Source organism: Streptomyces sp. NPDC006997 (assembly GCF_040635175.1).
Classification (GTDB): Bacteria; Actinomycetota; Actinomycetes; order Streptomycetales; family Streptomycetaceae; genus Streptomyces.
On sequence record NZ_JBEYHH010000047.1, the window covers coordinates 1 to 13426 of the forward strand.

Genomic DNA, 13426 nt, shown 5'->3' on the forward strand with positions numbered 1-13426 from the left:
TGCCGATCGGGGGGGGGGGGTCGGCGCGGCCGCGGGGGCGCCGGGGGGGCGGGTGCGGGCGCCCCCCCGCACGCGGGGGTTCGACTGGGACGCCCCGGAGAGCTGGGCGGAGACCCTGCGCGGCGCCGACGCGGCGTACCTCGTGCACCCGGCGGACGTCGGTGCCCCGGCGGCCACCGAGGCGATGGGGGCGCTCGCGCGGGAGGCCGTCTCGCTGGGGGTGCGGCGGCTGGTGCTGCTGTCGGCGCGCGGCGAGCGGGAGGCGGTGGCCACGGAGGAGGCGGTACGGGCGTCAGGGGCCGTCGTGACCGTCGTACGGGCCGCGTGGTTCGCGCAGAACCTCAGCGAGGGTCCGCTGGCGGAGGAACTGCGGTCGAGCGGGGGGCTGGTGTTCCCCGGGGGCGGGGTGCCGGAGCCGTTCGTCGACGTGCGGGACATCGCGGAGGTGGCCGTGGCCGTCCTGGCGGACGAGGACGGCGGGCGGTACGGCGGTGAGGTGGTCGAGGTGTCCGGGCCGCGTCTGCTGACGTTCGGGGAGGCGGTGGCGGAGGTCGCCCGGGCGGCGGGGCGTGGGCTGACGTACCGGGAGGTGCCCGCGCGGGAGTACGGGGAGCGGCTCGCCGGGTTCGGGGTGCCGGAGGAGGAGGCCGCGTTCCTGGTGGGCGTCTTCGAGACCCTCCTCGACGGCCGCAACGCCCGCCTCTCGGACGGCGTACGCCGGGTCCTGGGCCGGGAGCCGCGCGACTTCGCCGCGTTCGCGGCCGAGGCGGCGGGGGCGGGCGCCTGGAAGGCGTGACGCGCCCCCGGGCGCTTCCCGCGCCCGCGTCAGTCCGTCGGACCCGGCTCCCCCTCCCCCTTGGGCGTGCTCTTCGCGTGGGTGCGGAAGCGGCCCGTGACGTCCTCCGGGGGGAGGAAGCGGGACCAGCGTTCCGGGAACTCGGACGGCATGTCGGGGTCGTCCGGGTCGTCGTCGGCGTCGGCGGCCTGGCGGGCGGCTGCCGCGCGGGCGACGTACTCGGCGACCTGCGCCTCGCGGACGCGTTCGTTGGCGGCGCGGGCCGCGGCCGTCGCGGCGGCGGGCCAGACCCGGTCGATGGCCGCGTTGACGGCCGCGCCGACGAGCACGGCGAACGCGGACACGCCGATCCACAGCAGCACGGCGACGGCGGCGGCGAGGGAGCCGTAGATCGTGGCGCCCTCGACGGTGTTGGTGAGGTAGATGCGCAGCAGGAAGCTGCCCAGCACCCACATGGCGAGGGCGACGAGGGCGCCCGGCACGTCCTCGATCCACGGTGAGCGCACCGGCACCGACACGTGGTAGAGGGTCGTGAGGAAGGCGACGGACAGGACGAGGACCACGGGCCAGTACAGGACCTGCACCAGCGTCGCCGACCAGGGCAGGATCCGTACGACGGCGTCCGGCCCGGCGACCATCAGCGGCAGCGCGATCGAGCCGATCAGCAGCGCGGCGACGAACAGCGCGAACGCCACCAGGCGGGTCTTGACGATGCCGCGGACGCCGTCGAGGCCGTACATGACGGTGATGGTGTCGATGAAGACGTTCACCGCGCGGGAGCCCGACCACAGGGCGAACAGGAAGCCGATGGAGATGACGTCGGGCCGTCCGCCCTGCATCACGTCGTCGAGGATGGGCTGCGCGATCTGTCGGACGCCCTTGTCGGACAGGACGGTGCGGGACGCCTCCAGGAGGTTGTTCTCCAGGCTGCTGATGCTGTCGGTGCCGGTCCAGTCGTCGACGTAGCCGAGCAGGCCGATCAGGCTGAGCAGCAGCGGCGGCACGGACAACAGGGTGAAGAACGCGGCCTCGGCGGCCAGGCCGAGGATGCGGTACTCGACGCCGGAGTTGACGGTGTCCTTCAGGAGCAGCCAGGCGGTGCGCCGCTTGGAGACGTTCCGGTAGAGCGCGCGGGCGCGGTGCAGACGCCCCGCGGGCTGCCCGCTGAGGGCGGTCGCTCCTCCGAGGGGGGCGGTGGGGCGGTCCGTGGGCCCCGTGGGCCGCCCGGGGGGTCCGGCGGGCCGCTCAGGGGGTTGTTCTCTTGCTGGCTGCACGACCCAAAGGTATCCGTCGCGCGGCCCCTCACTCACCCCTCACCCCCGCCGGACCGGCGGGAACGGCGGGCCGACCGGTCCACAGGTGCCTTCCGCGGGCCTCGGGGTAGGTTGCGGGACATGGCACGCACCACCCACACCGTGACCAACCAGCCCCCGCCGCTCCTCGGGTACGACGTCTACAGCGCCGACCGGGCGCTGGTGGCGGCGGTGGAGCGGCACCTCGACCCGGCCGTCCGGGAGGAGGCCCGCGCCGAGCTGTCCGCCCTCGGGCGGACGTCCGGGTCGGCGCAGGCGCAGGAGTGGGGGGTGCTGGCGAACGAGAACCCGCCGAGGCTGCGCACCCACGACCGGTACGGCGGGCGGATCGACGAGGTCGAGTACCACCCGTCCTGGCACCGGCTGCTCGGCAAGGGCGTCTCCGCGGGGCTGACGTCCGCCTGGGCGCGTCCCGGCGGGCACGTGCGGCGGGCCGCGGCGTTCGTCGTGTGGACGCAGGTCGAGGCGGGCAACGGCTGCCCCCTGTCGATGACCCACGCGGCGGTGCCCGCGCTGCGCGCCGACCCGGACCTCGCCGCCGAGTGGGAACCCCGGCTGACGTCCACGGTGTACGACCGTGAGCTGCGGCCCGCCCACCTGAAGGCGGGGGCGCTGTTCGGGATGGGCATGACGGAGAAGCAGGGCGGCAGCGACGTCCGCGCCAACACGACGGCCGCGCGGCCCCTCGCCGAGGACGGCGCCTACGAGCTGACCGGGCACAAGTGGTTCTGCTCGGCGCCGATGTCGGACGGCTTCCTGGTGCTGGCGCGGGCGCCGGAGGGCCTCACCTGCTTCCTGGTGCCGCGGGTGCTGCCGGACGGCTCTCGCAACACGTTCCTGCTCCAGCGGCTGAAGGACAAGCTGGGCAACCGGTCCAACGCCTCCGGCGAGGTCGAGTTCGACGGGACCTGGGCGCGCCGGGTGGGCGCGGAGGGGCGCGGGGTGCGGACCATCATCGGGATGGTCGCGGCGACCCGCCTGGACTGCGTGCTGGGCTCGGCGGGGCTGATGCGGCAGGCGGTGGCGCAGGCGGTGCACCACTGCTCGTACCGGGAGGCGTTCGGCGGGAAGCTGGCCGACAAGCCGCTGATGCGCAACGTGCTGGCCGACCTCGCGCTGGAGTCGGAGGCGGCGACCACGCTGGCGCTGCGGCTGGCGGCGGCGTACGACAGCGGCACCGCACAGGACCGGGCGCTGCTCAGGCTGGCGGTCCCGGCGGCCAAGTTCTGGGTGACCAAGCGGTGCGCGCCGGTGGCGGTGGAGGCCGCGGAGTGCCTGGGCGGCAACGGGTACGTCGAGGAGTCGGGGCTGCCGCGGCTGGTGCGGGAGTCGCCGCTGAACTCGGTGTGGGAGGGCGCGGGCAACATCCAGGCGCTGGACGTGCTGCGGGCGCTGCGGAGGGAGCCCGAGGCGCTGGACGCGTGCCTGCGGGAGATCGGTCTGGCGCGGGGCGCGGACCACAGGCTGGACGCGGCGATCAAGGACCTGCTGACCGGACTCGCCGACCTGGAGGGGGCGGAGGCGCGGGCGCGGCGGCTGGTGGAGCGGCTGGCGCTGGTGCTCCAGGGGGCGCTGCTGGTGCGGTGCGCGCCGCCGGAGGTCGCCGACGCGTTCTGCGCCTCCCGGCTGGGCGGCGACTGGGGCGCGTCGTTCGGGACGCTGCCGCACACGCTGGACCTGGCGGCGCTGGTGGAGCGGGCGCGCCCGGTGACGTGAGAGCGGGCCGCGGGCGGCGCGCGGGGGTGGTGCTGCGCCGACACGGCACCACCCCCGCCCCAGCAGGCCCTAGGAGGCCGCGGACGCCGCACGGGCGACGTTGCTCAAGTTTCAAGCACCGTTCGCCTGTTATCCAGGGTTGCAGGGGGTTGCAACTTGGTGGCGTCTGTGACCGGACTGTGCCCCTCCGCCGCGTCGGGCGGCCAGGATGAGACCGACCCTGTCCCGTCGGTCCGTAAAGCCCCTGTGCGGTCGGTCCGTACCGGGAGAACCACACACCGCCGGAGGATTGTCGTGGCGCACCCGCCGTTGTACGTCGAGCGAATCGCCGCCGCTGACACGGCGCGCGCGGCGCGGGTGCTCAGCGAGGTGCGGGAGGCCGCGCTGGCGGGGCGGCGCACCCGGCTGGTGCCCCGCCCGGTCATCGCGGAGTCCTGGGACCGGGCGCTGCGCGTCGGCCTCGACCCCGAGCACGACGTCCGGTCGGGTCTGCTGGACGCGACGGAGATACGGCGGCGGCGCGCCCGGTCGCCGTTGCGGCCTGCGCTGCCGGTGCTGCGGGAGGGGCTGGTGTCGGTCGCGGACGCCGCCCACCACATCATGGTGATCGCGGACGTGGACGGCCGGGTGCTGTGGCGCGAGGGCAGCCCGGCGGTGCTGCGGAAGGCGGACGCGCTGGGGTTCCTGCCCGGCGCGGACTGGCGGGAGAGCGTCGTCGGCACCAACGGCGTGGGCACCCCGGCGGTGGTGGGGCGGCCCGTGCAGGTGTTCGCCGCCGAGCACTTCGTACGGTCGCAGACGACGTGGACGTGCGCCGGGGCGCCGATCACCGATCCGCGGGACGGGCGGATGGTCGGGGTGGTGGACGTGAGCGGCCCGATGGAGACCATGCACCCGGCCACACTGGCCTGGGTGACGTCGGTGGCCAGGCTGGCCGAGGCGCGGCTGCGGGAGCTGCACCTGGCGTCCCTGGAGCGGCTACGGGCGGTGGGGGCGCCGGTGCTGGCGCGGCTCGCGGGGCGGGCGCTGGTGGTGGACCGGGACGGCTGGACGGCGGCGGTGACGGGGATGCCGTACCCGGACCGGGTGGCGCTGCCGCGGGAGTTGGCGCCCGGCCTGCGCGTGCTGCCCGCGCTCGGGGCGTGCGCGGTGGAGCCGTTGGCCGGGGGGTGGCTGCTGCGGCCGGTGGACGAACCGGAGCCGTCGCCGGCGGCGCGGGTGGTCCTCGACCTGTCCCGGCCGCGCCGCTGGTCGGTGACGGTGTCCGACGGCGCGGGCACCTGGACCCACGAACTGAGCCCCCGGCACGCCGAGTTGCTGTTCGTGCTGGCCGGGCACCCGGACGGGCGCAGCGCCGCGCAACTCGCCGCCGACCTGTTCGGCGACCCGGCCCGCACGGTGACGGCGCGCGCGGAGATGTCCCGGGTGCGTCGCTACCTGGGCGGCGTCCTGGAGCACCGGCCGTACCGCTTCTCCGACTCCGCCCACGTCGAACTGCGCCTGCCCGGCGACCCCGGCGGCCTGCTGCCGCACTCGACGGCACCGGCGGTGCTGTACGCGCGGACGGCACGCGCGTGAGCGCGCGGACGGGGTGTACCCGGTCCGGTGCCTCCCGCGCGTGGGTTCCGGGGATTTGCGAGGTCTTCCTCCGGCGCCGCCCTCCCCTGCCGTAGCATCCCTGAGGGTCACCCCATCAGCGCCTCGTACAACGCACGAACCGGCAGGCGCAGTTGGCACGGCGGGAGGACGGATGACGTATCGCGGACGACACCGCAGGCGCAGGCGGGGCCGGGCGCTGCGGGCTGCGCTGGCCGGAACCGCGTTCGCGCTGACCGCCGTGGCCACCCTGATCAGCACCTCGCAGGCCACGGTCGCCGGCGACCCGGGGGCCCTGGAGCCGCTCACCTCCGCCGCCGACACCGGCCCGCTGCGGCTCACCGAGGACCTGGTGCCGCGCCGCTCCCTGGACCGGCTCACCGCGTCGATGGGGGACCCGGTCGGGGTCGGCACGGTCCTCGCGGACGCCGACCACACCCTGGGGGACGCGGACGAGTGCGGCTCCGGGGAGCGCGCGGCGCTGCCCGTGGAACCGGAGGCCACGCGCGCCTACTGCTGGAGCGACGACGACCCCCGGGCGGTGCGGGCCGGTGCGGTCACCACCTCCGGGGACGCCGACGTGGACGGCCGCTGGGGCGCGAACCGGGTGATCCTCTCCGGCTGGAGCCGTCCGGCGGGCGGCACCGAGCGGGCCCGGGTCGCCTTCGTCGACGCGGGCGACCCGGACCGGCTGGCGTACACCTGGGCGCTGCTGGTCGTGCCGGTCGACGGCGGACGTGACTACCGGGCGCTCGGCTCCGACGTCTCCGGTCTGGTCTGGTACGAGGACAAGCTGCTGGTCACCGCGGACGACGGGCGTGCGCTGTACGTCTGCGACCTCGACCGCATCCAGCGCGCCGACGTGGACTCGGGCGCGGTCGGCCGGGTCCCCGGCGGGTTCGCGGCGGACGGCGACCGCTATGTGCTGCCCGCGGTGGGCTCGTACCGGCTGACCGGCGACGAGGACGCGGCGCGGTTCGCGGCCGTCTCCCTGGACCGCAGCACCGCGCCGGACAGCCTGGTCGCCAGCGGTCCGGTCGCGGCGGACGACGAGCGGCCCACCGGGCTGTGGCGCTACTCCTTCAGCGGCGACCCGGCCCGCGCCGGGCTGCTCGCCACCACGGCCGACGGCACGGCCGCCGTGGACGCCGCGTACGTGACCCGGATGACCGGGGTGCGGGGCGTGCTCGCCCACCGCGCGCCGGGGACCGTGCGGCCCCGCTGGTACCTGGCGCGGGCGAGTGACGGGCGCGCGGGGCACGGCTCCCTGTGGCGGCAGGACACCGACGGCACCCGTACCGCCCGGTGCGGCGCGGACGGGACGTACCTGTGCTGGAGCGGGTCGGCCGAGTCGCTGCCGCTGTCGCTGTGGGAGGAGACCGGCGAGGTGTGGTCGCAGTCGGGGCGGATGCTGTTCTCCCTGCCGCTGAGCACGATCGACGGCTCGCTGGAGTAGCCGGGCAGCGCGCCGGAGTGGATCGACAGCCCGCCGGAGGAGATGGTTCCCTTTCCGGCATGACCCACATCCCCGTGACCACCTGGTCCCTGGAGCAGACCGCCCCGGGCGACCTGCTGCCCGCCGCCGCGCCCGACGGCGAGGTGCGGATCGTCCGCGCCGAGGTGCCCTCCCCCGAGTTCAGCCGCTTCCTGTACGCGTCCGTGGGACAGGACATCCACTGGGTGGACCGGCTCGGCTGGAGCTACGCGCGCTGGCGCGCGTACCTGGCGCGGCCGGGCGTGGAGACCTGGGTGGCGTACGACCGGGGCACCCCGGCCGGGTACGTGGAGCTGGAGCCCCAGGACGGCGGGGTCGTGGAGATCGTCTATTTCGGGCTGGTTCCGGACTTCCGCGGACGGCGGATCGGCGGCCACCTGCTGTCGTACGCCACCGCCCGTGCCTGGGACCTCGCGGACCGCTGGCCGGGGCTGGCGCCGACCGGGCGGGTGTGGCTGCACACGTGCAGCAAGGACGGCGAGCACGCCATGGCCAACTACCAGCGCCGGGGCTTCACCCTCTTCGACACCAAGGTCGAGGAGGAGCCGCGGGTCGACTCCCCCGGCCCGTGGCCGGGCGCCTACCCCGTCTGACCTGCGTCGACAAGGGCGCGGACGCGCCATGTGACGAAGGACATACTTGTCTCGCCCAGTGAGACAAGTATGTCCACATCCCGGACGAAGCTGGACTGTGTCCAGATCGCCATGACACGCTGCCGTCATGTCTGGAACTGGAACCGCCTTGGTGAGTCGACGTCACGTCGACCTCGGCCGCATGTCCAGCGCCATCTGTCCGGCGAGCTGACCGCCCCGCGGTACCGCCGACACCCCCTCTCTTCCAGTCTCCCCGCGCAATGTCGCGCGGGTATGCGCCCACGCGCCCGTATGCGCAGGTCCGAGCCGATTTCCGCCCGCCTTGAAGGACGTATCCACCATGGCCGCCACCCCGCAGAACCCTGCCGCCGCGACTTCCCGCCGCAAGGTGAGCCGTCACCGCGGTGAGGGCCAGTGGGCCGCGGGGCACTTCACCCCGCTCAACGGCAACGAACAGTTCAAGAAGGACGACGACGGTCTCAATGTGCGGACACGCATTGAGACGATCTACTCCAAGCGTGGCTTCGGCTCGATCGACCCCAACGACCTGCGCGGCCGGATGCGCTGGTGGGGCCTCTACACCCAGCGCAAGCCCGGCATCGACGGCGGCAAGACGGCCGTCCTGGAGCCGGAGGAGCTGGACGACGAGTACTTCATGATGCGGGTCCGCGTCGACGGCGGCCGTCTCACGACCGAGCAGCTGCGCGTCATCGGCGAGATCTCCCAGGAGTTCGCCCGCGGCACCGCCGACATCACCGACCGGCAGAACATCCAGTACCACTGGATCCGGATCGAGGACGTCCCCGAGATCTGGAACCGCCTGGAGGCCGTCGGCCTGTCCACCACCGAGGCGTGCGGCGACACCCCGCGCGTCATCCTCGGCTCCCCGGTCGCCGGGATCGCCGAGGACGAGATCATCGACGGCTCCCCGGCCGTCGAGGAGATCCAGCGCCGGATCATCGGCGACAAGGCGTTCTCGAACCTGCCCCGCAAGTTCAAGTCCGCGATCTCCGGCTCGCCGCTGCTCGACGTGGCCCACGAGATCAACGACGTCGCCTTCGTCGGGGTCGTCCACCCCGAGCACGGCCCCGGCTTCGACCTGTGGGTGGGCGGCGGACTCTCCACCAACCCCAAGATCGGCGTCCGGCTCGGCGCCTGGGTGCCGCTGGACGAGGTCGCGGACGTCTTCGAGGGCGTCATCTCCATCTTCCGCGACTACGGCTACCGACGGCTGCGCAACCGCGCCCGGCTGAAGTTCCTGGTCGCCGACTGGGGCACGGAGAAGTTCCGGCAGGTCCTGGAGGACGAGTACCTGAAGCGCAAGCTCGTCGACGGACCCGCCCCCGCGCAGCCCGTGGCCCGCTGGCGCGACCACGTCGGCGTGCACCGGCAGCGGGACGGCCGCTACTACGTCGGCTTCGCGCCGCGCGTCGGCCGCGTCGACGGCGCCACCCTCACCAAGATCGCCGAGCTGGCGGAGGCGCACGGCTCGGGCCGGCTGCGCACCACCGTCGAGCAGAAGATGATCGTCCTCGACGTCGCCGAGGACCGGGTCGACTCCCTCGTGGAGGAGTTGGAGGCCCTCGACCTCACCGCCCGGCCGTCCGCGTTCCGGCGCGGCACGATGGCCTGCACCGGCATCGAGTACTGCAAGCTCGCCATCGTCGAGACCAAGGCGCGCGGCGCCCAGCTCATCGACGAACTGGAGCGCCGGATCCCCGACTTCGACGAGCCGATCACCATCAACCTCAACGGCTGCCCCAACGCCTGCGCCCGTATCCAGGTCGCGGACATCGGTCTCAAGGGCCAGCTGGTCCTCGACGACCGGGGCCGGCAGGTCGAGGGCTACCAGGTGCACCTGGGCGGCGCGCTGGGCCTGGAGGCCGGGTTCGGCCGCAAGGTGCGCGGTCTGAAGGTCACCTCCGAGGAGCTGCCCGACTACGTGGAGCGGGTCCTCAAGCGCTACCAGGCGGAGCGCGAGCAGGGCGAGCGGTTCGCCGCCTGGGTGGCCCGCGCGTCCGAGGAGGCCCTGTCATGAGCGAGCGGGCGGCCCCCTTCTACTGCCCCTACTGCGGCGAAGAGGACCTGCGGCCCAGTGAGGAGGGCCACGGCGCCTGGGAGTGCGCGGCGTGCAACCGCGCCTTCCGGCTGAAGTTCCTCGGCCTGCTGGCCCGGGGGCTGCGGCACGAGACCACACAGGGGGACGACGGGACATGACGACGACGGCTCAGGAAGACCGTACGACCGACGATCTGCGGGCGCTCGCCGAGCGGGCGGGCCGCGACCTGGAGGACGCCTCCGCGCTGGAGATCCTCCAGTGGGCCGCGGACACCTTCGGCAGGCGCTTCTGCGTGACGTCCTCCATGGAGGACGCCGTCGTCGCCCACCTCGCCTCCCGCGCCCTGCCCGGCGTCGACGTGGTGTTCCTGGACACCGGCTACCACTTCGAGGAGACCATCGGCACCCGCGACGCGGTCGAGGCCGTGATGGACGTCAACGTCATCACCCTCACCCCCCGCCAGACGGTCGCCGAACAGGACGCCGAGTACGGCCCGAGGCTGCACGACCGCGACCCCGACCTGTGCTGCTTCCTGCGCAAGGTCAAGCCGCTGGAGGAGGGTCTCAAGGGGTACCTCGCCTGGGCGACCGGGCTGCGCCGCGACGAGTCCGAGAGCCGGGCGAACACCCCGGTCGTCGGCTGGGACGAGAAGCGCGGGAAGGTGAAGATCTCCCCCATCGCCCGCTGGACCCAGGACGACGTGGACGCCTACGTCGCCGAGCACGGCGTCCTCACCAACCCGCTGCTGATGGACGGTTACGCGTCCGTCGGCTGCGCCCCCTGCACCCGCCGGACCCTCGCGGGCGAGGACGCGCGCGCGGGCCGCTGGGCCGGCCGGGCCAAGACCGAGTGCGGACTGCACGGATGACGGCGAGCGCGTCTCAGGTGAACAATGCCCCCCACCCGATCCCCGAGACCCCCCAGGAGAACCACGTGACCACCGGAGCCACCGTCTGGCTCACGGGTCTGCCGAGCGCGGGCAAGACCACCATCGCGCACGAGCTGGCGGCCCGACTGCGCGAGGAGGGCCACCTCGTCGAGGTGCTCGACGGCGACGAGATCCGCGAGTTCGTCTCGGCGGGCCTCGGCTTCAGCCGCGAGGACCGGCACACCAACGTGCAGCGCATCGGCTTCGTCGCCGAACTGCTCGCCCGCAACGGCGTCAAGGCCCTCGTCCCGGTGATCGCGCCGTACGCCGACAGCCGCGACGCCGTGCGCAAGCGGCACGACGTCAACGGCACACCGTACGTCGAGGTGCACGTCGCCACCCCGGTCGAGGTGTGCAGCGAGCGGGACGTGAAGGGCCTGTACGCCAAGCAGGCCGCGGGCGAACTGACCGGGCTGACGGGGGTAGACGACCCGTACGAGGAGCCCGAGACGCCCGACCTGCGCATCGAGTCGCAGCACCAGACCGTGCGGGAGTCCGCGGCGACCGTGTACGCCCTGCTCAGCGAAAGGGGACTGGCATGACGACCGCCGCCAAGCTCGACGAGGGCGAGGGGACGCGGACCCCGTACGCCCTGTCCCACCTGGACGCGCTGGAGTCCGAGGCCGTCCACATCTTCCGTGAGGTGGCGGGCGAGTTCGAGAAGCCGGTGATCCTGTTCTCCGGCGGCAAGGACTCCATCGTCATGCTGCACCTGGCGCTGAAGGCGTTCGCCCCGGCGCCCGTCCCCTTCTCCCTGCTGCACGTCGACACCGGGCACAACTTCCCCGAGGTCCTCGACTACCGGGACCGCACCGTCGAGCGGCACGGGCTGCGCCTGCACGTCGCCTCCGTGCAGGACTACATCGACCGGGGAGTGCTGAGAGAGCGCCCGGACGGCACCCGCAACCCGCTCCAGACGCTTCCCCTGACCGAGAAGATCCAGGCGGAGAAGTTCGACGCCGTCTTCGGCGGCGGGCGCCGCGACGAGGAGAAGGCGCGGGCGAAGGAGCGGGTGTTCTCGCTCCGGGACGAGTTCTCGCAGTGGGACCCGCGCCGTCAGCGGCCCGAGCTGTGGAACCTCTACAACGGCCGCCACGCCGCCGGCGAGCACGTCCGCGTCTTCCCGCTGTCCAACTGGACCGAGCTGGACGTCTGGCAGTACATCGCCCGCGAGGGCATCGCGCTGCCGGAGATCTACTACGCGCACGAGCGCGAGGTGTTCCAGCGCGACGGCATGTGGCTGACCGCGGGCGAGTGGGGCGGGCCGAAGGCGGCCGAGACCGTGGAGAAGCGGCAGGTCCGCTACCGCACGGTCGGGGACATGTCCTGCACCGGCGCCGTCGACTCCGACGCCGACACCATCGAGAAGGTGATCGCCGAGATCGCCGCCTCCCGCCTCACCGAGCGGGGCGCCACCCGGGCCGACGACAAGCTGTCCGAGGCCGCGATGGAAGACCGCAAGCGCGAGGGGTACTTCTAAGCATGACCACGATCACGTCCATCACCCCCGAGGAACTCGCGGCCACCACCCTGCTGCGGTTCGCCACCGCCGGTTCCGTCGACGACGGCAAGTCCACCCTCGTCGGGCGGCTGCTGCACGACTCCAAGTCGGTCCTGGTCGACCAGTTGGAGGCCGTGGAGCGGGCGTCCGCCTCGCGCGGGCAGGAGGCCCCCGACCTCGCGCTGCTGACCGACGGGCTGCGGGCCGAGCGCGAGCAGGGCATCACCATCGACGTCGCCTACCGGTACTTCGCCACGCCGAAGCGGCGGTTCATCCTCGCGGACACCCCCGGGCACGTGCAGTACACCCGGAACATGGTCACCGGCGCCTCCACCGCCGAGCTGACGGTCATCCTCGTCGACGCCCGCAACGGTGTCGTCGAGCAGACCCGCCGCCACGCCGCGATCGCCGCGCTGCTGCGGGTGCCGCACGTGGTGCTCGCCGTCAACAAGATGGACCTCGTCGGGTACGAGGAGTCCGTGTTCGCCGCGATCGCCGAGGAGTTCACGGCGTACGCGCTCGAACTGGGCGTCCCCGAGGTCACCGCGATCCCGATCTCGGCGCTGGCCGGGGACAACGTGGTGGAGCCCTCGTCGGTCATGGACTGGTACGCCGGTCCGACCGTCCTGGAGCACCTGGAGACCGTGCCGGTCGCCCACGACCTGGCGCACTGCCACGCCCGGCTGCCCGTGCAGTACGTGATCCGCCCGCAGACCGCCGAGCACCCCGACTACCGGGGCTACGCCGGTCAGATCGCGGCGGGCACCTTCCGGGTCGGCGACCCGGTGACGGTGCTGCCGTCCGGCCGGACGACGAAGGTCACGGGGATCGACCTGCTCGGCCAGCCCGTCGACACCGCCTGGACGCCGCAGTCGGTGACCCTCCTGCTGGAGGACGACATCGACATCTCCCGCGGCGACCTGATCGTGCCGACGAGGGACGCGCCCCCCACCACGCAGGACGTGGAGGCGACGGTGTGCCACGTGGCCGACCAGCCGCTGACGGTCGGGCACCGGGTGCTGATCAAGCACGGCACCCGCACGGTCAAGGCGATCGTCAAGGACATCCCGTCCCGGCTCACCCTGGACGACCTGTCGCTGCACCCGCACCCGGGGCACCTGGTCGCCAACGACATCGGCCGGGTGAAGATCCGTACCGCCGAGCCGCTGCCGGTCGACTCCTACGCCGACTCGCGGCGCACGGGCTCGTTCATCCTGATCGACCCCAGCGACGGCACCACCCTCACCGCCGGGATGGTCGGCGAGTCCTTCGCCTCCCCGGAGCCCGTCAAGGACGACGGCGAGGACGACGGGTGGGACTTCTGAGCGTGAACTCAACCGACTACTACGCCACGTTCGCGAAGGAGGGCGGCCGCGTCGGCAGCGGCGCCCTCGGAAGCGGACAGGGCGGAGTGGCGCGATGTGCGCGG

13 protein-coding genes are annotated in these 13426 nt (G+C 73.5%); 12 read left to right on the plus strand and 1 reads right to left on the minus strand.

What is annotated here, in order from left to right; genetic code table 11:
• On the plus strand, positions 1–796 hold a 796-nt coding region (locus tag ABZ659_RS31925; RefSeq protein ID WP_360227064.1), incomplete at its 5' end, for an NmrA family transcriptional regulator.
• Between the two features lie 29 nt (positions 797–825).
• Here the strand turns inward: ABZ659_RS31925 and ABZ659_RS31930 are convergent.
• Positions 826–1941, minus strand: coding sequence for a YihY/virulence factor BrkB family protein (locus ABZ659_RS31930; RefSeq protein ID WP_360227166.1), 1116 nt, complete (start codon positions 1939–1941; stop codon positions 826–828).
• Positions 1942–2190: 249 nt separating this feature from the next.
• Between ABZ659_RS31930 and ABZ659_RS31935 the strand changes: the two genes are divergently transcribed.
• The 11 genes from ABZ659_RS31935 to ABZ659_RS31985 all read left to right on the plus strand — a co-directional run bounded on the left by ABZ659_RS31935 (position 2191) and on the right by ABZ659_RS31985 (position 13322).
• On the plus strand, positions 2191–3825 hold the full coding sequence (locus tag ABZ659_RS31935; protein WP_360227067.1) for an acyl-CoA dehydrogenase family protein: 1635 nt from the start codon (positions 2191–2193) through the stop codon (positions 3823–3825).
• A gap of 294 nt (positions 3826–4119) precedes the next feature.
• The gene (locus ABZ659_RS31940) at positions 4120–5403 is read left to right on the plus strand and encodes a GAF domain-containing protein (protein ID WP_360227070.1); all 1284 of its coding nucleotides are present in this window, start codon (positions 4120–4122) and stop codon (positions 5401–5403) included.
• Positions 5404–5575: 172 nt separating this feature from the next.
• Positions 5576–6877, plus strand: coding sequence for a hypothetical protein (locus ABZ659_RS31945; protein ID WP_360227073.1), 1302 nt, complete (start codon positions 5576–5578; stop codon positions 6875–6877).
• A 59-nt stretch (positions 6878–6936) separates the two neighbouring features.
• Complete coding sequence (locus ABZ659_RS31950) at positions 6937–7509, plus strand: GNAT family N-acetyltransferase (RefSeq protein ID WP_360227076.1); 573 nt, start codon at positions 6937–6939, stop codon at positions 7507–7509.
• Between the two features lie 127 nt (positions 7510–7636).
• The gene (locus ABZ659_RS31955) at positions 7637–7720 is read left to right on the plus strand and encodes a putative leader peptide (RefSeq protein WP_311318337.1); all 84 of its coding nucleotides are present in this window, start codon (positions 7637–7639) and stop codon (positions 7718–7720) included.
• A gap of 129 nt (positions 7721–7849) precedes the next feature.
• Positions 7850–9547 carry a nitrite/sulfite reductase gene (locus ABZ659_RS31960; protein ID WP_360227079.1) on the plus strand — a complete coding sequence of 566 codons (1698 nt, stop codon included), beginning with the start codon at positions 7850–7852 and terminating at the stop codon, positions 9545–9547.
• On the plus strand, positions 9544–9726 hold the full coding sequence (locus ABZ659_RS31965; protein WP_360227082.1) for a hypothetical protein: 183 nt from the start codon (positions 9544–9546) through the stop codon (positions 9724–9726). The genes ABZ659_RS31960 and ABZ659_RS31965 overlap by 4 nt, the downstream gene beginning before the upstream one ends.
• A complete protein-coding gene (locus ABZ659_RS31970) occupies positions 9723–10436 on the plus strand; it encodes a phosphoadenylyl-sulfate reductase (RefSeq protein WP_360227085.1) in 714 nt (237 codons plus the stop codon). The genes ABZ659_RS31965 and ABZ659_RS31970 overlap by 4 nt, the downstream gene beginning before the upstream one ends.
• Positions 10437–10501: 65 nt before the next feature.
• Positions 10502–11038 (plus strand): adenylyl-sulfate kinase, encoded by a 537-nt coding sequence (gene cysC / locus ABZ659_RS31975; protein ID WP_360227088.1) that lies wholly within the window; start codon positions 10502–10504, stop codon positions 11036–11038.
• Positions 11035–11976: a sulfate adenylyltransferase subunit CysD gene (cysD, locus tag ABZ659_RS31980; RefSeq protein WP_360227090.1), complete on the plus strand. Its 942-nt coding sequence runs from the start codon at positions 11035–11037 to the stop codon at positions 11974–11976. The genes cysC and cysD overlap by 4 nt, the downstream gene beginning before the upstream one ends.
• Before the next feature lie 11 nt (positions 11977–11987).
• Positions 11988–13322 carry a GTP-binding protein gene (locus tag ABZ659_RS31985; RefSeq protein ID WP_360227171.1) on the plus strand — a complete coding sequence of 445 codons (1335 nt, stop codon included), beginning with the start codon at positions 11988–11990 and terminating at the stop codon, positions 13320–13322.
• Positions 13323–13426 lie beyond the last annotated feature (104 nt).